The 22,003-nt window shown below is 69.5% G+C and carries 21 protein-coding genes; 3 read left to right on the top strand and 18 right to left on the bottom strand.

Annotated elements, in window-relative coordinates:
- Positions 1-3: 3 nt before the first annotated feature.
- The 16 genes from mraY to ACZ54P_RS21980 form a co-directional block, all read right to left on the bottom strand.
- Positions 4-1,089: a phospho-N-acetylmuramoyl-pentapeptide-transferase gene (gene mraY, locus ACZ54P_RS22055; protein WP_037304276.1), complete on the bottom strand. Its 1,086-nt coding sequence runs from the start codon at positions 1,087-1,089 to the stop codon at positions 4-6.
- Positions 1,086-2,618: a UDP-N-acetylmuramoyl-tripeptide--D-alanyl-D-alanine ligase gene (locus tag ACZ54P_RS22050; RefSeq protein ID WP_465463438.1), complete on the bottom strand. Its 1,533-nt coding sequence runs from the start codon at positions 2,616-2,618 to the stop codon at positions 1,086-1,088. Before ACZ54P_RS22050 ends, mraY begins: the two co-directional genes overlap by 4 nt.
- Positions 2,615-4,120, bottom strand: coding sequence for a UDP-N-acetylmuramoyl-L-alanyl-D-glutamate--2,6-diaminopimelate ligase (locus ACZ54P_RS22045; protein ID WP_465463640.1), 1,506 nt, complete (start codon positions 4,118-4,120; stop codon positions 2,615-2,617). The genes ACZ54P_RS22050 and ACZ54P_RS22045 overlap by 4 nt, the downstream gene beginning before the upstream one ends.
- A 334-nt stretch (positions 4,121-4,454) precedes the next feature.
- Positions 4,455-6,383 (bottom strand): peptidoglycan D,D-transpeptidase FtsI family protein, encoded by a 1,929-nt coding sequence (locus ACZ54P_RS22040; RefSeq protein ID WP_465463437.1) that lies wholly within the window; start codon positions 6,381-6,383, stop codon positions 4,455-4,457.
- A complete protein-coding gene (gene ftsL / locus ACZ54P_RS22035; protein ID WP_465463436.1) occupies positions 6,383-7,096 on the bottom strand; it encodes a cell division protein FtsL in 714 nt (237 codons plus the stop codon). Before ftsL ends, ACZ54P_RS22040 begins: the two co-directional genes overlap by 1 nt.
- Positions 7,093-8,052, bottom strand: coding sequence for a 16S rRNA (cytosine(1402)-N(4))-methyltransferase RsmH (gene rsmH / locus ACZ54P_RS22030; protein WP_465463435.1), 960 nt, complete (start codon positions 8,050-8,052; stop codon positions 7,093-7,095). The genes ftsL and rsmH overlap by 4 nt, the downstream gene beginning before the upstream one ends.
- 204 nt (positions 8,053-8,256) lie before the next feature.
- A complete protein-coding gene (gene mraZ, locus ACZ54P_RS22025) occupies positions 8,257-8,688 on the bottom strand; it encodes a division/cell wall cluster transcriptional repressor MraZ (RefSeq protein ID WP_005156436.1) in 432 nt (143 codons plus the stop codon).
- Positions 8,689-9,111: 423 nt separating this feature from the next.
- On the bottom strand, positions 9,112-9,636 hold the full coding sequence (locus ACZ54P_RS22020; protein ID WP_465463434.1) for a hypothetical protein: 525 nt from the start codon (positions 9,634-9,636) through the stop codon (positions 9,112-9,114).
- A 62-nt stretch (positions 9,637-9,698) separates the two neighbouring features.
- The gene (locus tag ACZ54P_RS22015; RefSeq protein ID WP_465463433.1) at positions 9,699-10,088 is read right to left on the bottom strand and encodes a hypothetical protein; all 390 of its coding nucleotides are present in this window, start codon (positions 10,086-10,088) and stop codon (positions 9,699-9,701) included.
- Complete coding sequence (locus tag ACZ54P_RS22010; protein WP_465463432.1) at positions 10,075-11,133, bottom strand: WXG100 family type VII secretion target; 1,059 nt, start codon at positions 11,131-11,133, stop codon at positions 10,075-10,077. Before ACZ54P_RS22010 ends, ACZ54P_RS22015 begins: the two co-directional genes overlap by 14 nt.
- Positions 11,130-11,453, bottom strand: a complete 324-nt coding sequence (locus ACZ54P_RS22005) for a type VII secretion target (RefSeq protein ID WP_465463431.1) — start codon at positions 11,451-11,453, stop codon at positions 11,130-11,132. Before ACZ54P_RS22005 ends, ACZ54P_RS22010 begins: the two co-directional genes overlap by 4 nt.
- The gene (locus tag ACZ54P_RS22000) at positions 11,450-11,977 is read right to left on the bottom strand and encodes a YbaB/EbfC family nucleoid-associated protein (RefSeq protein ID WP_465463430.1); all 528 of its coding nucleotides are present in this window, start codon (positions 11,975-11,977) and stop codon (positions 11,450-11,452) included. The genes ACZ54P_RS22005 and ACZ54P_RS22000 overlap by 4 nt, the downstream gene beginning before the upstream one ends.
- Positions 11,978-12,013: 36 nt before the next feature.
- Positions 12,014-12,766 carry an ESX secretion-associated protein EspG gene (locus tag ACZ54P_RS21995; protein WP_465463429.1) on the bottom strand — a complete coding sequence of 251 codons (753 nt, stop codon included), beginning with the start codon at positions 12,764-12,766 and terminating at the stop codon, positions 12,014-12,016.
- Positions 12,763-13,341: a PPE domain-containing protein gene (locus ACZ54P_RS21990; protein ID WP_465463428.1), complete on the bottom strand. Its 579-nt coding sequence runs from the start codon at positions 13,339-13,341 to the stop codon at positions 12,763-12,765. The genes ACZ54P_RS21995 and ACZ54P_RS21990 overlap by 4 nt, the downstream gene beginning before the upstream one ends.
- A gap of 187 nt (positions 13,342-13,528) precedes the next feature.
- Positions 13,529-14,071 carry a DUF3558 family protein gene (locus ACZ54P_RS21985; RefSeq protein ID WP_465463427.1) on the bottom strand — a complete coding sequence of 181 codons (543 nt, stop codon included), beginning with the start codon at positions 14,069-14,071 and terminating at the stop codon, positions 13,529-13,531.
- 4 nt (positions 14,072-14,075) lie between these two features.
- On the bottom strand, positions 14,076-14,429 hold the full coding sequence (locus ACZ54P_RS21980; protein WP_465463426.1) for a hypothetical protein: 354 nt from the start codon (positions 14,427-14,429) through the stop codon (positions 14,076-14,078).
- Between the two features lie 284 nt (positions 14,430-14,713).
- Here ACZ54P_RS21980 and ACZ54P_RS21975 point away from each other — a divergent pair, with 284 nt between their 5' ends.
- Genes ACZ54P_RS21975 through ACZ54P_RS21965 form a run of 3 tightly spaced genes read left to right on the top strand, consistent with a single transcriptional unit; the run spans position 14,714 to position 19,632 of the window.
- Positions 14,714-15,817: an AAA family ATPase gene (locus ACZ54P_RS21975; protein WP_465463425.1), complete on the top strand. Its 1,104-nt coding sequence runs from the start codon at positions 14,714-14,716 to the stop codon at positions 15,815-15,817.
- An 18-nt stretch (positions 15,818-15,835) separates the two neighbouring features.
- Positions 15,836-17,110 (top strand): DUF58 domain-containing protein, encoded by a 1,275-nt coding sequence (locus ACZ54P_RS21970; protein WP_465463424.1) that lies wholly within the window; start codon positions 15,836-15,838, stop codon positions 17,108-17,110.
- On the top strand, positions 17,107-19,632 hold the full coding sequence (locus ACZ54P_RS21965) for a transglutaminase TgpA family protein (RefSeq protein ID WP_465463423.1): 2,526 nt from the start codon (positions 17,107-17,109) through the stop codon (positions 19,630-19,632). Before ACZ54P_RS21970 ends, ACZ54P_RS21965 begins: the two co-directional genes overlap by 4 nt.
- 495 nt (positions 19,633-20,127) lie before the next feature.
- Here the strand turns inward: ACZ54P_RS21965 and ACZ54P_RS21960 are convergent, their stop codons facing one another.
- Both ACZ54P_RS21960 and dinB read right to left on the bottom strand, forming a co-directional pair.
- Complete coding sequence (locus ACZ54P_RS21960) at positions 20,128-20,544, bottom strand: DUF3040 domain-containing protein (RefSeq protein ID WP_465463422.1); 417 nt, start codon at positions 20,542-20,544, stop codon at positions 20,128-20,130.
- Positions 20,545-20,741: 197 nt separating this feature from the next.
- Complete coding sequence (gene dinB / locus ACZ54P_RS21955; protein ID WP_465463639.1) at positions 20,742-21,959, bottom strand: DNA polymerase IV; 1,218 nt, start codon at positions 21,957-21,959, stop codon at positions 20,742-20,744.
- Positions 21,960-22,003: the final 44 nt, after the last annotated feature.

Genomic DNA, 22,003 nt, shown 5'->3' with positions numbered 1-22,003 from the left:
CGCTTAACCCCCGAGGCCCAGTTGCTCGCTGTAGAACAGCCCGAGACCGAACATGCAGCAGATGGCCGAAAGCAGCCAGAACCGGATGATGACCGTGGTCTCCGCCCAGCCCGCGAGTTCGAAGTGGTGATGGAACGGGGCCATCCGGAACAGCCGTCGCCTGGTCGTGCGGAACACCGCGATCTGCGCGACCACCGAGATCATCTCGACCATGAACAGACCGCCGATGACGATGGCGAGCAGTTCGGTGCGGGTGGTCATCGACAGCCCGGCGACGAGACCGCCGAGCGCGAGCGAACCGGTGTCGCCCATGAAGATCTTCGCCGGGGCCGCGTTCCACCAGAGGAAGCCGACGCAGGCGCCGGTCGCCGCGGCGGCCACCACGGCGAGGTCCAGCGGGTCGCGGACGTCGTAGCAGGCGGCCTGCGGGGTGACCGCGCACGAGAGGCGGGTCTGCCAGAAGGCGATGACGACGTAGGTCGCCAGCACCATCGCCGCGGTGCCGCCGGCGAGACCGTCGAGGCCGTCGGTGAAGTTCACCGCGTTCGACCAGCCCGAGATGACGACGTAGCAGAAGATCACGAAGAACACCGACGGGAAGGTGATCAGCGCGAGGTCACGCACGTAGGACAGGCTCTCCGACGCCGGGGTCAGCCCGCGTTCGTCGGCGAACTGCAGCGCCAGGATCGCGAAGCCGATCGTGACCACCAGCTGGCCGACCAGTTTCGCGGTCTTGTTCAACCCGAGGTTGCGCTGCTTGCGGATCTTGATGAAGTCGTCGAGGAACCCGACGATCCCGAGGCCCACGGCCAGCCCGAGGACCAGCAGACCCGAAGCGGACGGGCCGCCGGTGCCGTTGCCGCCGCTGAGCGAGCTGATCAGATGGGCCACGAAATACCCGACGACCATCGCGACGATGATCGCGACACCACCCATCGTCGGGGTACCGCGCTTGGATTTGTGTCCCTGCGGTCCTTCCTCCCTGATCTCCTGGCCGAAGCCCTGCCGGGAGAAGACCCGGATCAGATAGGGAGTGAGGAGGATGGAGACCAGCAGGCCCGCCGCGGCCGCGATCAGGATGCTGATCACGCGTCACCACCGTTCGAGCGTTCTTGGGAGGGGGAAGGGGGTACTACAGGGGATTCAGCGTTCGTTCCGGGGGAGGCGAGCAGGGCATCGGCCACCCGCCACAGTGCGACGGACTTGGACGCCTTCACCAGCACGATGTCGCCCGCGCGGAGCTGATCATGCAGCAGGGCGATGGCGGCGTCGACGTCGGGTACCAGTACCGACTCCTCGCCCCAGGAACCCTCCTGATGCGCGCCCTGGTGCATGGCCGCGGCGGCCTCTCCGACGACGACGAGCTTGTCGATGTTGAGCCGGACGACGAGCCTGCCGATGCCGTCGTGCGCCTCGACCGCGTCGGCGCCGAGGTCGGCCATCACGCCGAGTACGGCCCAGGACCGGCGCTCCGTGCTCATCGAGGCGAGTGCCTTGAGCGCGGCGCGCACCGACTCGGGGTTGGCGTTGAACGAGTCGTTGAGCACCGTGACCCCGTCGGGCCGGGTGGTGACCTCCATCCGGCGCCCGGAGCGCCGTTCGAGGTTCGACAGGCGGGCCGCGATCTCCTCGGTCGTCGAGCCGAGTTCCAGCGCCACAGCGGCCGCGCTGAGCACGTTGCCGACGTGGTGCTCGCCGTACAGCGGGAGCTTCACCGGCGCTTCGCCGGACGGGGTGATCAGGCGGAACGACGCCCGCGCTTCCTCGTCGAGGGTGACGTCGGCGGCGCGGACGTGCGCGGACGCGCTCTCGCCGACGTACACCACCCGCGCGTTCGTACGGCTCGCCATGGCGGCGACCAGCGGGTCGTCGATGTTCAGGATCGCGACACCGCCGTCTTCCGCGCTCGGCAGCGCCTCGACCAGCTCACCCTTGGCCTTGGCGATGCCCTCGCGGGAACCGAACTCGCCGACGTGCGCGGTGCCGACGTTGAGCACGGCCCCGATCCGCGGCGGCGCGATGGCCGCCAGCTCGGCGATGTGGCCGTGCCCGCGGGTGGACAGCTCCAGCACCAGGTGCCGGGTCGCGGCGTCGGCCCGCAGCGCCGTCCAGGGATGGCCCAGCTCGTTGTTGAACGAGCCTGGTGGCGCGACCGTGGGGCCGAGCGGCTCCAGCAGCTGGGCGATGACGTCCTTGGTGGAGGTCTTGCCCGACGAGCCGGTGACCCCGACGACGGTCAGGTGCTCTCCGGACAGCTTCTCGACCACGTGCCGGGCGAGTTTGGCCAGCGCGGCCAGTACCGCGGCGCCCGCCCCGTCCTTGTCCGCGACCAGTGCGAACGCGCGATCGTGCGCGGCACCGGCGGGCACCGGCGGCACGATCACGGCCGGGGCGTCGACCTCACGGCCCGCGAGCACCGCGACGGCGCCGGACTCGACGGCTTTCGCGGCGAAGTCATGGCCGTCGACCTTCGCGCCGGGCAACGCGACGAACAAGCCGCCCGGGGTGATCTCACGCGTGTCGAATTCGACGCTGCCGGTGATCTCGGCGGTGCCGTCGGTCCGGTGCAGCCTGCCGCCGACGATGGCGGCGATCTCGGCCAGGCTGAGCACGATCACGGTGTCTCCAGACGTCTGCGGATGGCGGAGGCGAGCTCGTCCCGGTCGGAGAACGGGTGCACGACACCCTGGACCTCCTGGCCGGTCTCGTGGCCCTTGCCCGCGATGAGCACGATGTCGCCGGGCCGGGCGAGCTCGACGGCGTGGATGATGGCCTCGCGCCGGTCGGCGATCTCGAGGATTTCGCCGCCCAGCGCGGGTCCGGCGTTGCGGGCACCGGCCAGCATCGCCGCCCGGATCGCGGCCGGATCCTCCGAGCGCGGGTTGTCGTCGGTCACGATCAGCACCTCACTGCGCCGGACCGCCGCCTCACCCATCACCGGGCGTTTCGCGGTGTCGCGGTCGCCGCCGCAGCCGAGGACGGTGATGATCCGGCCCTCGGTGCGGGCACGCAGCGCGTCGAGCCCCTGCGCGACCGCGGCGGGCTTGTGCGCGTAGTCGACCACCGCGGTGAACGGCTGGCCGAGATAGACCCGCTCCATCCGGCCCGGGACCTCGACCGCGGCGAGCCCTTCGACGATGGCGTCGAGCGGGACACCGGCGGTGCTGAGGATCGCGGCCGCGAGCACCGCGTTCGCCACGTTGAACTCACCCGGCAGCGGGATCTTCGCCGAAGCGGCGAGGCCGTCGGGACCGTGGAGGGTGAACGTCTGCTCCCCCGCCGGGGTCGGCGTCAGGTCGGTGGCGCGCCAGTGCGCGTCCGTGCCCGGCTCGGTGGAGACGGTCACCGTGTGCGGGGTCAGGAGAGCGTGGCCCCAGGCGCTGTCGACGACGACCACCTCGGCGGTGGAGCGGCCGTCGAACAGCAGCGACTTGGCGGCGAAGTACTCCTCCATGTCCTTGTGGAAGTCCAGGTGGTCCTGGGAGAGGTTGGTGAAGGCCCCGACCGCGAAACGTGTGCCGTTGACCCGGCCCAGCGCCAGCGCGTGGCTGGAGACCTCCATCGGCACGTGCGTGACGCCGCGCTCCACCATCACGGCGAGGAGAGCCTGCAGATCCGGTGCTTCGGGAGTGGTGAACCCACTGGCCAGCCGTTCACCCGCGATCCGGGTCTCGACCGTGCCGATCAGCCCCGTGGTGAGCCCGGCCGCCTTGAGCCCGGCGTCGACCAGGTACGACGTCGTGGTCTTGCCGGACGTCCCGGTGATCCCGAGCACCGACAGCTCCAGCGAGGGCTCGCCGTAGATCCAGGCCGCGATCTCGCCGAGAGCGGCCCGCGGATCCGGGTGCACGAGGATCGGCACGCCGGCGTCGCGGAGTACCGGGCGCCCGGCACCGGCCTCGTCGGTGAGCACGGCGGCCGCTCCGGCGGCGATGGCCTGGTCGCTGAAGTCCGCGCCGTGGGCGCGGGCACCGGGAAGCGCGGCGAAGAGGTCGCCGGGAAGGACGTGCTGGGCGCGCAGCGTGCTGCCCGTGACCGTCAGCTCGGCCGCGGCGGGATAGTCGTCACCGCCCACCACGAGCCGCGCGCCCGCCCTGGCGAGCAGCGTGCCCAGCGGCATCGGCTCGATCCTGGCCGGACGAGGGGGTGCGGCGACGGCCTTGACCGGGCTGTCCGGGACCTGGGCAGCCGTCGCGCCGGACCCGCTTTCGACGGCGGGACCGCTGCGGGGATCTGAAGTAGGCACCGACACAGCAAAGGAGGTTACCGGCGTGGCATTCGGGTGACCGAAGCGGTGCGGGGTGTGCGCGCGGTGATCATGCTCGTGGTATTGGGTTCGGCGAGCTCTCCTTGGCACGCAAGGGCTTCCGACTGTCGCTTGAGGACGATCATGGTCTCGTGAGTGGTAATGACGGTTAGAACCGTCATTACCACTCACGAGGCTCCTGGACCGGTCAGGAAAGGATCAGCGGGACCTGAGGCGTCGGACCGTCCGAAAGCGGGATCTGGAACCGCTGCGTCAGGTAGGCGGCGATCGAGTGGAACAGCGGCGCGGCCGAGCCCCCGCCCGGCAGCGAGGCGTCCGGCGCGTCGAGCCGGATGCCGACCACGAACCGCGGCTTGTCGGCGGGCAGGATCCCGGCGAAGGTGATGTTGTACAGGTGATTGCTGTACGTCTTCGTCGCCGGGTCGACCTGCTGGCCGGTGCCGGTCTTGCCCGAGACCTGATAGCCCTCCAGCGCCGCCTTCGGCCCGGTGCCGCTCTGCAGCCCCCTGCCGCTCTGCACTACGGCTCGCATCATTTCGCGCACGGTCTTCGCCGCCTGCGGGCTGATGACCTGCACGGTCTTCGGTGCCGGTTCGGGGACGACGGTCCCGTCGGGATTGACTTTCGCCTTGACGACCCTCGGTTCCACGCGCAGCCCGTCGTTCGCGATGGCCTGGTACATCCCGGCCATCTGCACGACGGTCATCGAAAGCCCTTGCCCGATCGGCAGGTTGCCGAAGGTCGTGGCGTACCACTGGTTGCGCGGCGGTACGACGCCCGGGCTCTCCCCGGGGAGGCCGAGACCGGTGCGCTGGCCGAGACCGAACTTCTTGAGCAGGTCGGCGTAGCGGTCTTCGCCGAGTTTCTGCGCCAGCAACAGGGTCCCGACGTTCGACGACTTCGCGAAGATGCCGGTGGTGGTGAACTGCTGCGTGCCGTGGATCCAGGCGTCCTTGACGACCTTGTCCGCGACCTGCAGCGAACCCGGCACCGGGATCGACGCCTCCGGGGTGGTGATGCCGTCGTCGATCGCGCCCGCGGCGGTGACGATCTTGTTCACCGAACCGGGTTCGAACGGCGTGGTCACCGCGCGGTTGTTCAGGTTCTCGGTCTCGCTGCGTGAAGCCGGGTCGTTGAGGTTGACCGTCTTGTCGTTGGCCAGCGCGTAGACCTCGCCGGTCTTCGAGTCCATGATGACCGCTTGGCCACCCTTCGCCCGCGACTTGGCGACGTACTCGCTCAGCTGCCGCTGCAGTTCGTACTGCAGATCGGTGTCGATCGTCAGCTGCAGATCCGAACCGGGGACGGCGTTCTGGATGTCCCGCTCGGTACCGGGGATGACGAGGTTGTCGTTGCCGTTCCGGGTGTTGACGATCTTGCGGCCCGGTGTTCCGGCGAGATCGTTGTCCCGCGAGGCCTCGAGACCGTAGCCACCGTGCAGGTTGTGCTTGGAGACGTCCTTGTCGTCGGTACGCCAGTTCGCGTAGCCGATGATGTTCGCCCCCACCGAATCGCCGGGGTACTCCCGCTTCGAGCGCTTCTCGACGCTGATCCACGGGTATGCCTTGACGATCGACTCGGCGACCGACGGTTCGATGTCGTGGACCAGGTAGGTGAACCCGTCCGGCTTGTGGAACTTGTCCAGCAACTCCTGCTCGGTGATCACGCCCGGCAGCTTGGCCGCGATCAGCTTCGCCGCGCCCGCGACCTCGGTCTCGAAGTTCTTGCCCTTGGCCGGGTTCTTCGCGGCGAAGTCGTCCATCGTCTTGTGCAGCCAGTTCAGGCTCACCGCGAGCGTCCGCACCTCGATGCTGAACGCGATCTTCGTCCCGTTGCGGTCCATGATGGACCCGCGCTGCGCGGGACTTTCGATCACCGATGTCCGCTGCCGTTCCGCCGCCTCGGACAGCGCGCCGGCCTCGAACCATTGCACCTGCACCAGTTTGAGGCCGGCGAGCACCATCACGACGATCAGCAGGATCCGCACGCCGGTGAACCGGCTCGGATGTCCCCCGTTGCCCCGCCGGGCGGTGGCACGGCGAGTCCCGGCGGCGTAGGTCCGCCGTGCGCTGCCCGCCGACCGGGTCCTGGCCTGTGCCGGACGGCCGGGTGACATCACTGACCTCCTTGCGCCTGGGGTTCCGCGTTCTCCTGTGGGACAGCGGGCTGGTCGCCCTCGATCACGCCCTGCTGGGTGCCCTCGGCGGGGGGCGGCGGCTCGGCCGAGACCGGCGGCGCCTCCCCTTGTGCCTTCTTCGGCTCACCGACCACAGTGGACTGTCCGTCCGGGCCGACCACGATGTGCGCGGGGTCGCCGCCGGGCACCATGCCCAGTTCCCTGGCCTTGGGCGCCAGTGAAGCGGGCGACTCGGCCTTCGCGACCTCGCGCTGCAGCCGTTCCTTCGCCTCGGCGAGCCCGGCGTTGGCCGTGCGCAGTTGTTCGAGCCGGTACGAATCGGCGATGGCCTGCGTGGTCAGCCACAGCGTGCACGCCACGCCGACGGCCAGCATGCCCATCATCATCAGCACGAACGACGCGCGCGAGCGCGGCCACCGCAGTTTGAGCTTCCTCGGCGGTTCTTCCTTGCCCGCGCCGACTTCGGCGTCAGGACGGTTGCGCCGCTGGTCACGCTGCAGCAGATCGGCGCGCTGGGCGCGGCGGGCGTAGGCGCGTTCGGCCGCCGACGTCCGGCCGCGGGAGGCGCGGGTGGGCGCCGCGGTGTCCGGTGCGGCGGTTTCCGGCGTCTCGTCGACCGTGCTGGTCGCGCGGGCACGCCGTCCGGGCGCCGGTGCACCCCGGCGGCCGCGGGACTTCGCGGGAGCGGTCATCGTGCTCGGTCTCCGATCCGTTCGGCGGCTCGCAGCCGCACGGAGGCGGCCCGTGGGTTGTGTTCGGTCTCCGCCTCGCCGGCCTTCTCGGCCCCTCTGGTGAGCAGTTTCAGTTCCGGGCCGTGGCCCGGTAGTTCCACCGGAAGCCCTTCGGGCGTCCGGGATTTCGCCAGTTCCGCGAAGGCCTGCTTGACCAGCCTGTCCTCGAGGGACTGATAGGACTCCACGACGATGCGGCCGCCGACGGCGAGTGAGGACAGCGCCCGCGGCATCGCCCGCCGCAGCACTTCCAGTTCGCCGTTGACCTCGATCCGCAGCGCCTGGAAAGTGCGCTTCGCCGGGTGGCCGCCGGTGCGCCTGCTCGCCGCGGGGACCGCGTCGTACAGCAGTTCCACCAACCGCCCGCTTCGGGTGAAGGGTTCCTTCTCCCGTTCCGCCATAACGGCTTTGACGATCCGCTGGGCGAATCGTTCCTCGCCGTAGTCGCGCAGGATCCGGATCAGCTCGCCCGGGGCGTAGGTGTTGAGCACGTCGGCGGCGGTGATCCCGGTGGTCGGGTCCATCCGCATGTCGAGCGGGGAATCCTTGGAGTAGGCGAAACCGCGTTCGGCGCGGTCCAGCTGCATCGAGGAGACACCGAGGTCGAACAGGATTCCGTCCACTCTGGACAGTCCGAGACCCTGCAGCGCGGACGGCATCTCGTCGTAGACGGCGTGCACGAAATCGACGCGATCCCCGTGCTTCGCGAGCCGCTGCGCGGAAAGTTCCAGCGCGTTGGGGTCACGGTCGAGTGCGACCAGGCGCAATGCGGGGAACTCGGTGAGCAGCGCGTCGGAATGACCGCCCAGTCCGACGGTCGCGTCGACCAGCACGGCCTCGCGGTCGGAGAAGACCGGCGCGAACAGTTCGACGATGCGCATGAGCAGCACCGGAACGTGCTCGTGTTCGTCTGCCATGTCTTCCCCCCTTTCGTGTCGTGCCGGGGAAGATGCCGGATGCCGTCAGGTCCCTGTCCGCCCGCCTGCTGACCTGGTACCGGGGAAGGTGTACCAGGGCCACTGAGCGGACAGAGGCCTCACGGCATCCGTGTGGACGGCTTCCGGCGTGTCCGAAGCAGGAACCCGCGCCCCCCGACGGCGTGGGTGCTTCTTCGGTCACGTCTAGAAGACGCCCGGCAGAACTTCCTCTCGAGCCTTCGCGTAGCTGTCCTCGTGTTCGTCCAGGTAGCCCTGCCACGCTTGGGCATCCCAGATCTCCAACCTGGTGATCGCTCCGATCACCACGCACTCCTTGTTCAACCCGGCGTACCGCCTGAGCTCGGACGCGATCGCGATACGTCCTTGCCCGTCCGGGCGTTGTTCGTCCGTCCCGGCGAAGAGATAACGCTGATAGGCCCGGACCGCCTCGTTCGTGAACGGGGCGTCGGCGACCTTCCTCGCCATCTGCTCGAACTCGGCCCGGGGAAAGACGAAGAGACAGTGATCCTGCCCCTTGGTGACCATCAACCCACCGGCGAGCGCGTCGCGGAACTTCGCGGGCAGCGTGAGCCGCCCTTTGTCGTCCAGCTTCGGGGTGTGGGTGCCGAGGAACATCGGCTCCACCTCCCTACCGATCCCGGCTGCTGGCAACCAGGGTCGGCCACGGGGCTTCCCTTCTGCCCCACTGCGCACCACCGTACCCCACTTTTCACCACAGTCAACGCGACAAAAGCCGCCACCACTCCGTCGTGTCAGACGTTTTCGCTGGTCAGCCAGGTGGGGCCAGGTGGGGGCTCGGTGGGGGACGGTGGCCAAGATCCCCCTGGCCGGGTATCGAAGCAACCTCATCCATGCCTGATGCGTCCGGTTATCGGCAGCCGGAACCCTGCTGTAGGGCGAAGTGGGGGTGAAAGTGGGGAATCCGGTGGAGCACGGTGGGGGACATTGTGGAGGGTGACGTCGGTTCATCGGACGACATGTCGACAAAGGACAGCCATCACTTCGGGCTCGGCGCACCGACGGAATGGGCGGGGACGGTCAGCGGCGTCCGCGCTTGCGGCGGCGTCCGTTCATCCCGGGCGTGGTGCGACGGCTGACGCCGCGCCATTCCCTGGGCTTCTCCGTCGGCGCGGGCAGCAACCGGCCGAGCCGATCACCCACCCAGTACCCCGCCATCCAGCCGGGGATCACGCTCACGAAGACGAGCAGGATCCACCAGCCATCGGCGACCGGCCACCGCGGCCGATCCACCGGGACCACGGAAGATCCACCTCGCGAGCTGTTCTTCTTCCGGAACTTGTACTCCTCCACCGGAACGCTGCCCGAAAACGCGGAAACCGAGGTGACCGCGTCGGTCGAGACCTGTTCTCCAGCTTGGGAAACGTTGTCCCACCGGATTTCCGCCTTGCACGAATACGTCATCCAGGCATGGACCGCGTTCCTCTGGCACTGCTCGATTTGAGCGGTACCGGTCCTGCTCAGCCTGCCCCACGGCTCGAAACCGATCACCCACTGCAAAGAGAGCATCAGCCACAACGTGAGCAGGACCCCCAGGGCGCCCATCACGCCTGGAGGCCCCCACCGGGTAGGACCGGTTCGTGTCGGCCGCTTGATCTGTTCGCCCATCAGCGACGATCGCGCTTCCGGCGGCGCCCGGTCATCCCGGGAGTAGCACGACGGCTGACGCCCCGCCAGTCCTTAGGCTTCTCCTTCGGTTCGGGCAACAACCGGTCGATGCCCTTGCCCGCGAACCAGCCGACGATGTAGCTGGGGATCGTGCCCACGATTACGAAGAAAAACCACAACCCAGTGGAGAACAACGGCTGCAGGCGGTCCACGGGGACGATGTTGTGGTACCGATCCACTGTCCCCGCGGCACCGATCCCCAGCGAGGCACCGAATGAGAACATCACCCATGAGCCCAGCACCACGAAGACGACGCCGGAGAGCACCCGCAGGCTGTATCGCCCTCGGCGCGCCCGGTGCGGGGGTTCGGCCAGTTCAGTCTTCGTCATCGAGCGAACCGCTGATCCGGCCGGTCTTGGGCGGCGTGACCCGGCCGCGCTCGGACGAACCGCCGTCGTACTGGTTGTAGTCCGCAGCGGCCGCCTTTCCGGCTTCCTTGGCGACCTTGAGACCGGTGTTGTCAGCGACCTTGCCCCAGGTGGTGTTCTCCATCCGATCTTTTGCACCACGAAGGTACTTGAGGTTGTCGCCCTTGAGGCTGTCCAGCGTCTTGTCGCCGGCCTTGATCGCCTTGTTCGCCTCGCGCCCCAGCTCGGACGATTTTCGCCCCAGCGCCCGCGCCGCCTCACGGGCCCGCTCGCTCGAACCTTCGAACCGCTTCACGAATTTCTGGATGGCGCTGAGCAGCTTGCCGAGCTTTTTCTGGATCTTCGCCATGACCTTGACCGCGTCGGCGAACACGCTCGCGGTGAAGGCCGCGACCGAGCCGCCCAAGGTGAACCACGACGACGCGAGCGCGAGGAGCGCCCGCGTGATCACATCGCTGATGAAGGTCGCGATGATGTCGAAGATCAGCGCCCGTGCGGTGGCCACCACCATTCCCCCGGTGGTGATCCACTGCGCCGAATCCTTCGCTTCGGCGGCGACGTCACGCAGCGACTGGGTGTACTGCAGCGCGACACGGCGGTAAGCGATGGCCGCGTCGCCATCCCATCCAGAAGTCGTGGACAAGGCGCCTTCGTAATCACCTGCCACGGCTTCAAGCTCCGTCGCGATATTGTTCCAGGTCTGCGCCGCCTGCTGGACCAGATCGGGATCACCGGTGAGGATTTCCAGCGGTTCGCGGATGAAGTCCAGGTTCTCCATCAGCCAGCCGACACCGGCCTTCACCAGCTCTCCGAGCGGGTTCAGGACCATCGATAAAACGTCCAGTCCGAAGGAGACGCCGTCCATCGCGACCGCGAACGCGTCGAGATCTTCGCCTTTCCATCCTTTGTAGATGTCACCGACGACGCTCGAGCCGCTGTCGAAAACGCCTCCGCCCTTGAACGGCTCGGATTTGTCTTCCATTTTGGCGATCAGGTCCTCGCTCACAGCTTCTTCCCCAGGTCCCGGCTGAGCTGTGCCGCGTCGTCGTCGATCGTGGTGTAGTCCGTCGCCGCCTTCTTCAGCGCTCCGGACAACGCGTCACCGAGCTCGGCCGCGCTGGTCATCAGCTCGTCCGCGTCGCCTTGGGCCAACCGCAGGACGCCACCGACGGGCGCCGCGCACAGCAGGCCATAGCCACCGAAGCCGCCCATCCCGACCTGGGTCGCCGCCGAGGCCGCGCCGCGGATGCGGTCGGCGAGATCGGAGACCTGGTCCGCGTGCGCCTTGAGGCGTTCGGGCGAAACGCCGTATCCCGGCCCGCTCACGAGCGGCCGGTCCAGTCGACGTGCTGGAAGTCTTCGCCGTCGTCCTCGTCGGGCACGGGACGGGACGGCCGGGGTTTCGCGGGCGGCTCGACGGGTGGCTCGGCTGAGACGCCGAACCGCGCGGAGTCGTCCGGTTCCGGGGTGGCCGCCGGTTCTTCCCGCGGCGGCAGGGTGCTCTTGATGAAGTCGACCGCGTCGGAGTCCTCGCCGGTCAGCCCGGCCATGATCTCCAGGGTCCGGTCCGCGGCCCTCGTCGTCGCCTTGCGGTAGGTGCTCATGATCAGCGACGCGAGCTGGGCGGGCGACCGTTCCTGCGCCTGCGGGGAAAGCGCGAGCGACGTCAGGCCGCCGCCGGGGTTGACCGTCAAGGTGACCAGCCGGTCCGGGCTGCTCATGGTGACGACGTTGTTCTCCAGATCGGTTTTCGCCTGCTCAGCCTTGGCCAGCAGGGCGGCGCTGCGTTGTTCCTGTTCGCGCATCCACTCCTGCGGATCGCGCACCTGGCCACCGAATGGCACGGTCATTCCGCAACCCCCCTCGGGTCGTCGACTCGTCACAACCTAGCGGTCCGGATCCAGCAGCGAAGCCAGTCGCGTCGCCAGCCGTGAACCGTCCACAGGGGACACGTTCACCCACGCCTGTCCGCCGCGTCCCTCCGTCCGCGCCGCGCAGTACGCGCCGACGTCGGTGTCGAACCAGGTCAGGCCACCCGCCCGGCGGGTCCGGCCGTCGCGGTCGCGGGCCCGCACGGTGAACTGGCCCGCGCTGTAGACCGGCCGGGCCTGGATGGCGAGCACCTCGCGCAGCTGCGTGTCCGAAACCGACGATCGTCGACCATCACCGAAGAGCGGATCCTCCAGCTCACCGCCGAAGCGCGCCGCGGGCAGGCTGATGCCATAGCCGGGGCCGGGCCGCAGCTCCGGCAGGACGTCGACGATCGCGGCGAACACCTCGCCGTCGCCGATCCCGGAAAGCGCGATGGTCTGTTCAGGCTGGGTGGCCAGCACGCCGTGCCGTCCCCGCGCGGCCGCGACCGCGCGGAACGGGACTTCGGCTGTCATGTCGGCCAGCGCCTCGCATTCGACGTAGACCTCGGCGTGGGCAAGCAGGTCCAGTCGCGCTTCCAGGGCGGCGTCGAGCCGGTCCCCGTCATAGAGGCCTCGTTCGGCGAGGTTTTCGTAGACCGCGCCGCGGATCTCGGCGCGTTCCGCTTCCGTGCCGCCGACACTGCGGACGGACAGCGGCCACGGCGGGGCGGCGTGGCCGAGGTCGGACCAGAGGACGTCGAACGCCGACGCGGAAACGCGGATCAAGACCGCCCCAGCTCGGGCGGCTTCCCGAACGAGACTCGCGGGGTCAGCGAATGCAGCGAGGCGTCGCGATTGTTCATCACGTCGACGGCCTTGCGCCTGGCCTCTTCGGCCTCCGCGCGGCGCGCCTCCATCTCGTCGGCGAGCGCCGCGAGTGCCAGCAGGTTCCCGCCGGCGGCGGCACCGCGGATCATCGCGCCCGGATCGAAGTCCACCGGCGGCGGCATGTCCGCGCGGGCTCGCGCCGCGACCTCGGCCTGCCCGGAGATCGCCTGCCCGAGCGCCGACGAGAGGTCGGCGGACCAGGTCAGCCAGCCGGACGCGGTGGCCAGCACGCCGCGGAGCGCGTCGCCCGCTTCCCCGCGCCAGTTCTCCTCGCTGCTGCCGATCAACCCGGCCAGCTCGGAGGTCGCGTCGTGCATCCGCCGCGCGAGCGCGTCCCAAGCGGCGCCGATACCGCCCGCCGCCTCGGGGTCGTTGCCTGCCTCGACCTCGGCGGCCAGCGCCTCGTGGCTGTAGGCCTCGTACCGCGTGGCCGCGACCGGGACCTCGCGTCCCGGAGTCTCTCCTTCAGGCACGGCTCTATCTCCTCAGTATCCGGCTGCGAACCCGCGTCCGCGATCGCGTCGACAGGGCGCGACATGGTCAAACCTCTGCCGTTCACGGGTCAAGGCGCCCCGCCGCCGCGAGAGCGGGGCCTTCGGCCGGGCGGGTTCACGCGTCATGTCCATTCCTGAGTTCGTCCTCCGCTCCGCCGACAGGCTCCTAAGGCAGCTTGGGTTCGGCCAGTCCCGCCACCGTCACCGCGCGCTCGCAGGCGAGCGGGGTGTCGGTGAAGTCCGTGTTGCTCACGTCGATCTGGACGCTCGCCTTCTCCCCCATGCCGAGCAGGACCGCGCAGGTCCCGTCGGCGGCGTTCTTGTCGGCGACCTTGAGCGCGTCCCGGTCGCCGACCTTGGTCCTGGTCGCGGTCTTGCGCGCGATCTCGAGGTCGGCCAGGCCGTTCCGCTCGTCCACGGTGATGGTGACGCCGAAGGTCGCGGGCACCGTCCAGTCGCAGGCGCGGGCGCCGTTGATCTCCTTCGGGACGCCGAGCACGTTCACCCCGGCGCTCGACCGCTCCGCGGGGCCGAGCAGCGCGCAGGGATCCAGCTTCGCCGGCGGAACCGTGGCGGCGGTCCAAGCGCCGCCTGCCACCGTCTTGGTTTCCGGAACCCGCGCCTGGCCCGCGGCCCCTTGCCCACAGGCGGACACCGCGAGGACGATGAGCGCGCCGAGGGCGCCGAAGCCGAGGAGGCGGGGACTCATGGGTTCAGCCGCCGACACAGTCCACGTCCGCCGCCGCTTGTTCATCCTGACGGGTGTAGCGGGCCAGTGCCTTCTCGATCCGGTTCTTGAGCGCCTCGAGTTCCTTGCCGAACGCCGTGAGCGCCTCGACCGCGGAGCCGTCGGCGCCGATCCCGTACTGCGCCATGAACCGGCCGACCTCGTCCGCGTATCCCCCGCCGAGGGGAACCGTGCGGCCGAGCACCTTGGCCTCGCGGACCATCTGGCCGACCACGTCCTGCAGGGCGGAGATCTTCACATGGGCGTCGGCGGCCAGCTCCGGGGCGACCGCGAACCCGCTCAGATCGAACCGGGGTTTGGCGGAACTCACCTCGCTCATATGCGGTTACGCCTCTCCGTAGTCGAGCGACTTCGCATCGGAGCATACGACAAAACCCGGTGTCAGCGGGAGCACCCAAAAACGCGCTCACCTCACTCGATCGAGGTAAGGTCTCTGGTTGCACAGAGTCATCGACTGGGGTTGGCGGGGTTCCCCCCACGAGTTCGCCCGAGTTTGACACACTTCGTGGGAGGCTGACCGCTGCTCGGGGGACTACCCGGGTGAGGAAAAGCTGCCTTCAGCAGACCCAGCGGACATCCAGCCACGTGGCATCAGGAGGTCGAGTGACGTCGAGAATCCAGTCTGCGACGCCCGGCGAACAGCAGGGCGAGCAGGCAACCGGGCGCGAGCCGTACCCCACGGCCACCGGCTCGGTGAGCGGCCGCCAGAACGGCCGTGAGGGCAGGGCTGGTGGAAACACCGCGTCGCTGGACGAACTGCACGAGACGGCGCGGCGGATCGCCGCCAACGTCGAGCGGGTACTGGTCGGCAAACCCGAAGTCATCCGCATCGCGCTCGTGACCCTGCTCGCCGAAGGCCACCTCCTCGTCGAGGACGTGCCCGGGGTCGGCAAGACCTCGCTGGCGAAGGCGCTGGCCCGCTCGATCGACTGCACCGTGAGCCGGATCCAGTTCACCCCCGACCTGTTGCCCAGCGACGTCACCGGGGTGTCCATCTACAACCGGCAGAGCGGCGGCTTCGAGTTCCGGCCCGGCCCGGTGTTCGCGAACATCGTGGTCGGCGACGAGATCAACCGCGCCTCGCCGAAGACGCAGTCGGCCCTGCTCGAATGCATGGAAGAGCACCAGGTCACCGTCGACACCTCGACGTACCACCTCGAAGAGCCGTTCATGGTGATCGCCACCCAGAACCCGATCGAGATGGAGGGCACCTACGCGCTGCCCGAGGCCCAGCGGGACCGGTTCACCGCGCGGGTGTCCATCGGCTATCCCGACCAGCAGGCCGAACTGGCCATGGTCGACGAGCACGCCGGGCACAACCCGCTGGCCGATCTCGAACCGGTCTCCGACCGCGACTCGGTGCAGCGGCTGATCGAGACGGTGCGGTCGGTGCACATGTCGCCGGAGGTCCGCCGGTACGCCGTCGAACTGGTGTCGGCGACCCGGCAGGTGCCGGAGATCCGCCTCGGCGCGTCGCCGAGGGCGACCCTGCAGCTGGTCCGCGCCGCCCGGGCGCAGGCCGCGCTTTCGGGCCGTGAGTTCGTCGTCCCGGACGACCTGCACACGGTCGCGGTCCCGGTGCTGGCGCACCGTCTGGTGCTCACCACCGAGGCGCACGCCGCCCGCCGTTCGGCCACCGACGTGGTCCGCGCGATCCTGCACCGCGTTCCCGTCCCGCAGGGCTCCGCCGGGACGAACCACCGCTGACACACGAGGAATAGCGCCATGCTGCGTGCTCTGTCCGGCCTGACCACACGCGGCCGCTGCCTCCTCGCCGCCGGCGTCGCCGCGGCGGTGTGCTCGTTCGTGCTCAACGAGCGGGACCTGCTGCGGGTCGCGGTGTTCGTCGTCGCCCTGCCGCTCTTGGTCGCCTTCTTCGTCTCGGCGACCAGGCTGCGGCTGGGCGCGGCGCGCGCACTGCGCCCGGAGCGGGTCTCGGTCGGCTCGCCCGGCGAGGTCCAGCTCGAGCTCTGGCGTGACGGCAGGCTTCCGGCGGGGGAGGTGCTCCTCGAAGACGGCGTGCCGTACGCGCTGGGTTCGCGGCCGCGGTTCGTCGTCGAACGGCTTCCCCACGACCGGCGCGTCGCGCTGCGCTACCCGCTTCAGCCGGTGCTGCGCGGGATCCAGCAGGTCGGCCCGCTGCGGGCGACGATCACCGACCCGTTCGGGCTGTGCGAGTTCGAACGCGAGCTGATCGGGCATTCGCGGCTGGTCGTCGTGCCGAAGGTGGTCGGCCTGTGGGGCTTGCCCAGCGGGGCGGGTATCGGCGCCGGTGACGACGGCAGCATCCGCCTCCATGCCGGGCAGGGCGAGGCCGACGTGATCGTGCGGCAGTACCGCCAGGGCGACGATCTGCGGAAGGTCCACTGGCGCTCGACCGCCCGCCGCGACGAGATCATGGTCCGCGTCGAGGAGCGGCCGTGGCGCGGCGGCACCACGGTGCTGCTGGACCACCGCGCGGCCGCGCATCACGGCACCGGCCCCGCCGCGAGCCTCGAATGGGCCGTCTCGTTCGCCGCTTCCGTGGGGTTGCACCTGCGCCGCTCCGGTCACCGCGTCCGGCTGATCACCGAACACGGCCAGACCTTGGCCGACACCCCCGGTGAGGGTGGCGAGCACTACGACAACATCGTGCTCGACGTCCTCGCCGCGCTCCAGCCCGCGCACCAGCGCGACATCACCCTCGGCCACGACCCGGCCGAGGGACAGGAACTCATCGCCGTGCTCGGCACCGTCAGCAACGAATCCGTGCACGAACTGTCCCGGTACCGCCCGCGCGGGATCCGGAGCCTCGCCGTGCTGCTCGACACCCCCGGCTGGTCCTCGGGCGTCAACCGGCCCGAAACCAGGGCTGCCGCCACCGAGGAATCGGCGGCGCTGCTGCGCGCCGCCGGCTGGGGCGTCGTCGTCGCCGGGCCCGGATCGCCCATGCAGCAGGTCTGGGCCGAGCTGTGCCAGACGGCCGCCCGCCGCGGCACCCTGATCGGAGGTGGCCTGTGACCACGACCGCGCCGCCGCCCGTCGCGCACACCCCGAAGCCCCGTCCGGAGGCGCCGCCGCCGGTCTGGACGAGCAGTGTGCTCGCACCGGTCGCCGCCGGCCTCGCCACCTTGTTCGCCTCGACCTCGCTCACCGGTGTCGTCACCGGCTGGGCGTGGTTCGGCTACCTGCTGGTCGCGGTGGTCCTGATCGCCTCCACCGGACTCGCTTTGCGCTCGCTGCGCGCGCCGACCATCGTCGTCGGCCTGGCGCAGCTGCTGGTGCTGCTGTTCCTGATCACCGGGGCGTTCACCACCAGCGGCATCCTGAAGATCATCCCCGGCCCGGACGCGCTCGAAGAACTGCGCGGCGTGCTCGCCGCGTCGGCCGAGCAGATCCGCGTCGGCCTGCCGCCGGTCGAGGGCACGCCGCCCATCCTCTGCCTGGTCACCATCGCGATCGGCCTGGTCGCGGTGCTGGTCGACACCCTCGCGGTGGCCGCCGCCGCGCCCGCCGCGACCGGCCTTGTCTTGCTGTGCGTCTACGCCGTTCCCGCCGCGCTGGCCGAGGACATGCTGCCGTGGTGGACGTTCCTGCTCGGCGCGGCCGCGTTCGCCGCCCTGCTCGCCGTCGACGGCAACCACCGGCATCGCCGCTGGCGCAACCGGGACGCACCCGGCCTGGGCAACTCGGCGAGCACCCTGTCCGCCCCCGTCGGTGTGGTGGCCGCCGCGATCGCGATGGGCCTGGTCATCGGCACGGCGGTCACCGGCATCGGCACGGTCGGCAGCCTCCCCGGCGGAACCGGGTCGGGCCGCGGCGGAGCGGGCGGATTCGGTGTCGAGCCGTTCACGCAGCTGCGCGGCCTGCTCGACCAGGGCGAGAACGTGGAGCTGTTCAAGGTCTACGGGATGGGCGCGGACAAGCGGCTGCTGCGCGCGTTCACCCTCGACACCTATACCCCGAACAAGGGCTGGGGGCTGGCGCAGAACGGCCGCGCCCAGCAGGGCGTGCAGGCCAACCGGGGGCTCCCGCCCGCGCCGGGCGACGACGGCGCCGGACCCGCGCGCGAAATCCGGATCGAGCCGACGAACTGGGTCGACAACTGGCTGCCGATCTACGGTGCGCCGCGGACGCTCACCGGGCTGGCCGACAACTGGCTGTACGACCCGGTCGGCGGCGCCGTGTTCACCACGACCAAGCAGAACGCGCCCGCCTACACCGAGACGGCGTCGATCAAGGAACCCTCGAAGGAGGAGCTCCGGCTCGACGACGCTCAGCTCACCGAGGTACCGCCGCAGTTCATGCAGATCGATCGGGTCGACCCCCGAGTGGCGGCGAAGGCCAGGCAGCTGACGGAGAACAAGTCCAACAACTTCGACAAGGCCCAGGCCATCTGGTCGTTCTTCACCGCACAGAACGGTTTCGTGTACGACACCAAGACCGCCGACGCCAAGGACTCCGACGCGCTCGCCGACTTCATCCTCAACGGCAAACGCGGCTTCTGTGAGCAGTTCGCGTCGGCGATGGCCGTGATGCTGCGGTCGGTCGGCATCCCGTCGCGGGTCGCCATCGGTTTCACCTCCGGCACGCCGAAGGGCGATCACCTCTCGATCAGCTCCGAGGACGCGCACGCGTGGGTCGAGGTCTACTTCCAGCAGAAGGGCTGGGTCAGTTTCGATCCGACCCCGCTGGTCGACGGCCGCGCGGTCGTCCCGCCGTATCTGCAGACCGACACCAGCAGCTCCCCGACCGACGACACCCAGGAAGTGCCGACAGCGCCGGCGTCGAGCGCCCCCGCCACCGGCACCCCGCGCGACCCGGGCGCGGACCAGGGTGCGGGCGACACCGGCGGTCAGCAGGAGGAGGAGCCGCTGTGGCCCGCCATCCTCGCCGGGATCCTCGGCGGACTGGCGGCCGCGCTCACCGTGGTCGCGATCGTGCGTTCCCGCTTGAGGCACCGGTCGCTCATGCGCTCGACGTCCTCCCGATCCCCTGGTTCGCCCGCCCCGGCGCGTGAAGACGGCGGGTTCCTGGACAACCCGAACGTCGCGAACTGGCTGCCGCTGATCGCGATCGGGCTGTGGGTGGCGGCGTTCGCGTTCCTGGCGGCGTGGGTGTCGTGGTGGTTCGCGCTGGTCTTGGTGGTCGTCCTCGGCGGGCTGGGCACGCCGACGGCGATCCGGGAGATCAAGCGACGGCTACGGCTGCAGAAGATCGCGTCGCACTCCCCCGACGCGGCCGACGCCGCGTGGCGCGAACTGATGGACGAATGCGCGGACCGGGGCTTGCCGCTCTCGGACGGCGACACGGTGCGCGTGGCGGGCCGGAAGGTCGCCGAGAAGCACCGTCTGGACGAAGAGGGCCGCTCCGGCCTGCGGACGGTCATCGGCGTCGTGGAGACGTCCTGGTACTCGGACCAGCCGGTGAGCGACGACGAACTGGGCCCGGCCTTCGCCGAGGTTCGCAAGAGCCTGAAGCGGAACGCGCCCATGTCGTGGAAGGGCCGCCTGTTCCCGCGGTCCCTGAGGCGAGGCAAGTAGGCGGTTGGCCTCGTGAGTGGTAAAGACGGTTAGAACCGTCTTTACCACTCACGAGGTCAGGGTCCCGGCAAAGTCGAGAACGTGCAGGTCTGGTTCTGGGGCGCCGACCGGGCTTCAGTGTCCACAAGGGACAGGTCCCGGCGACTGAGTGTCCGGTTCAGGTGCCTACGGGGGCGAGTTCAGTAGCGGCCGTGCCGTGATGGCCGCAGGCCACGAGTAGATACCTCAGAGAGGGTTCGCCAGAACACTCACGACCCCCACGCGAAACCGCGCCAACCACCTGAAACGGGCGCTGCGGTCGCGAGAAGTGTCCCTGACCGGGTTGTAGCGAGGTCACGACGATGCAGGAATCGGGACGTTGAGTGTCCCGATTCCCTCACCGTCGGTCTTCGGCGACCTGGATGCCGACGTGGATGTGCCGAGAATCCTCCGCACAGGACAACGCGAACATGCCGACGAGGCACCGCCTCGTCGGCATGTTCGCGTGTGTGAGCGCTATTGCTCCTCGAAGCGCTGGCGGAAGCGCTCTTCCATGCGCTGGGTGAACGAGCTTCGGCGCGGGGACGACTTGCCGCCGCCACCTCCGCCGGCACCCGGGCCACCGCTGTCCCTACCGCCTTCCGCTTCGGCTCCGTGCCGAAGCGATGTGACGGCCATCATGACTCCGAAGAACATCACGAGGAACCCGAGCACGCTGATCACTGGGATCTCGGCGACCCGGATGTTGACCACCACGCCGAGCACCAGCAGTGCGACGCCCACTACGAACAGGGCAACACCCTGGATACGCCGTCGGCGGGCGGGGCGGCGCAACCGGGTGCCTCGCACCGTGGATGCGAACTTGGGGTCCTCGGCATAGAGCTCGCGCTCGATCTGATCGAGCAGCCGCTGCTCATGCTCGGAGAGTGGCATCTTTCCTCCTCCGGCACAGCTGTCGCGGGCGCCGGGCCGCGCAACGTCATGGACCCAACAGACAACCCCAGGCGGGGTGTCTCTGTCCAGGATACGAGCCCCGCGCTCGTCCGACTACCCGATCCCGTATCCAGAAGGGATCGAATTGGCCGAAACCACCCGACTCGGCTCTCTCGAAGACAGTCGAGCGGCCGATTTCACTGGTCACGAGGGGTCAACAGGGACGCGGGCCGTACCGCGGCGGCACCGAACTTCGACCTCGCGACGTCGGCGGCCACTTCCGCATCGCGCCAACGGGGTTCAGGTGAGTCGAAAAGCAGCTGCTCTCCATCACTCTCCGTGTGCAACCCTTCGACTCTTACGCCGATCAGGCGGACTGCGCCCGTCGGCGCGTGCTCGGTGAGGAGGTCGACGGCGGTGCGGTGGATGTCGCGGGCCACATCCACTCCGACGGCGGTTGTCCTGGCCCGGGTGATCGTCTTGAAATCCGCGAACCGGACCTTGATCGACACCGTGCGCCCGCGCAGCCCTCGGCGGCGCAGGGTGGCGGCGACGCGTTCCGACAGCCGGAGCAGTTCCAGGCCGAGTGCCGAGCGGTCGTGGAGATCGACGTCGAAGGTCACCTCGGCACCGATCGACTTGTCGGGCGTCTCCGGCACGACCTCGCGTTCGTCATGCCCGTTCGCGAGCGCGTACAGATGGTCTCCCAGCGCCCGTCCGAGCGAGCGTCGCAGCCGGGGCAGCGGTGCCGCGGCGACGTCGGCGACCGTGTCGAGGCCTTGCTGCCGCAACTGCTCCTCGGTGCGCTTTCCGACACCCCACAGCGCCGACACGGGCAGCGGACGCAGGAACGCGAGCGTCTCGGCCGCCGGGACGACGACCATGCCGTCCGGTTTCGCCATCCCGGACGCCAGCTTCGCGACGAACTTGACCTTCGCGACGCCGACCGAACAGCTGATCCCGAAGTCGGCCGCCACCCGCTCCCGGATCCAGGCGCCGAGCCGCGCGGGTGAGGAGTCCAGCCGTTTGAGCGCCCCGCTGACGTCGAGGAAGGCCTCGTCCAGACTCAGCGGCTCCACCAGCGGCGTCAGCTCGCGGAAGATCCCCATGACCCCCTTCGACACCTCGCCGTAGAGCCCGGGTGTCGGGGTGATGCAGATCAGCTGCGGACAGAGCCGCTTCGCGGTCGAGAACGGCATGGCCGACCGGACACCGAACTCGCGCGCCGCGTAACTCGCAGCCGCCACCACCGACCGCGGACCGCCACCCGAGACCACCACCGGCTTGTCGGCCAGTTCAGGGCGGGTGCGCAGCTCACAGGATACGAAGAAGGCGTCCATGTCGACGTGCAGCAGGCCGCAACCGGTGTCGTCGGGCCAGGTGGTGGCCCCCGTCGTCACCCGGTAACGGCTCATGCCGCCAGGCAGCTCAGCATTTCGTCCCACGGACAGAAGCTAGC

This window comes from Amycolatopsis sp. NPDC034160 (genome assembly GCF_055575355.1).
Note: the sequence above shows the minus strand (reverse complement) of the source record. Positions and strands in the feature narration are given on the sequence as shown.

Coding starts and splice junctions, on each gene's coding strand:
- ftsL (WP_465463436.1), bottom strand. CDS start 7,096: ATGACCGCTCCCGCGAAGTCCCGCGGCCGCCGGGGTGCACCGGCGCCC.
- ACZ54P_RS22045 (WP_465463640.1), bottom strand. CDS start 4,120: ATGCCGCTGGGCACGCTGCTCGCCAGGGCGGGCGCGCGGCTCGTGGTG.
- mraZ (WP_005156436.1), bottom strand. CDS start 8,688: ATGTTCCTCGGCACCCACACCCCGAAGCTGGACGACAAAGGGCGGCTC.
- ACZ54P_RS22015 (WP_465463433.1), bottom strand. CDS start 10,088: ATGACGAAGACTGAACTGGCCGAACCCCCGCACCGGGCGCGCCGAGGG.
- ACZ54P_RS22040 (WP_465463437.1), bottom strand. CDS start 6,383: ATGTCACCCGGCCGTCCGGCACAGGCCAGGACCCGGTCGGCGGGCAGC.
- ACZ54P_RS22020 (WP_465463434.1), bottom strand. CDS start 9,636: ATGGGCGCCCTGGGGGTCCTGCTCACGTTGTGGCTGATGCTCTCTTTG.
- ACZ54P_RS21960 (WP_465463422.1), bottom strand. CDS start 20,544: ATGCCACTCTCCGAGCATGAGCAGCGGCTGCTCGATCAGATCGAGCGC.
- ACZ54P_RS21980 (WP_465463426.1), bottom strand. CDS start 14,429: ATGAGCGAGGTGAGTTCCGCCAAACCCCGGTTCGATCTGAGCGGGTTC.
- rsmH (WP_465463435.1), bottom strand. CDS start 8,052: ATGGCAGACGAACACGAGCACGTTCCGGTGCTGCTCATGCGCATCGTC.
- ACZ54P_RS22000 (WP_465463430.1), bottom strand. CDS start 11,977: ATGACCGTGCCATTCGGTGGCCAGGTGCGCGATCCGCAGGAGTGGATG.
- ACZ54P_RS21970 (WP_465463424.1), top strand. CDS start 15,836: ATGCTGCGTGCTCTGTCCGGCCTGACCACACGCGGCCGCTGCCTCCTC.
- ACZ54P_RS21985 (WP_465463427.1), bottom strand. CDS start 14,071: ATGAGTCCCCGCCTCCTCGGCTTCGGCGCCCTCGGCGCGCTCATCGTC.
- dinB (WP_465463639.1), bottom strand. CDS start 21,959: ATGAGCCGTTACCGGGTGACGACGGGGGCCACCACCTGGCCCGACGAC.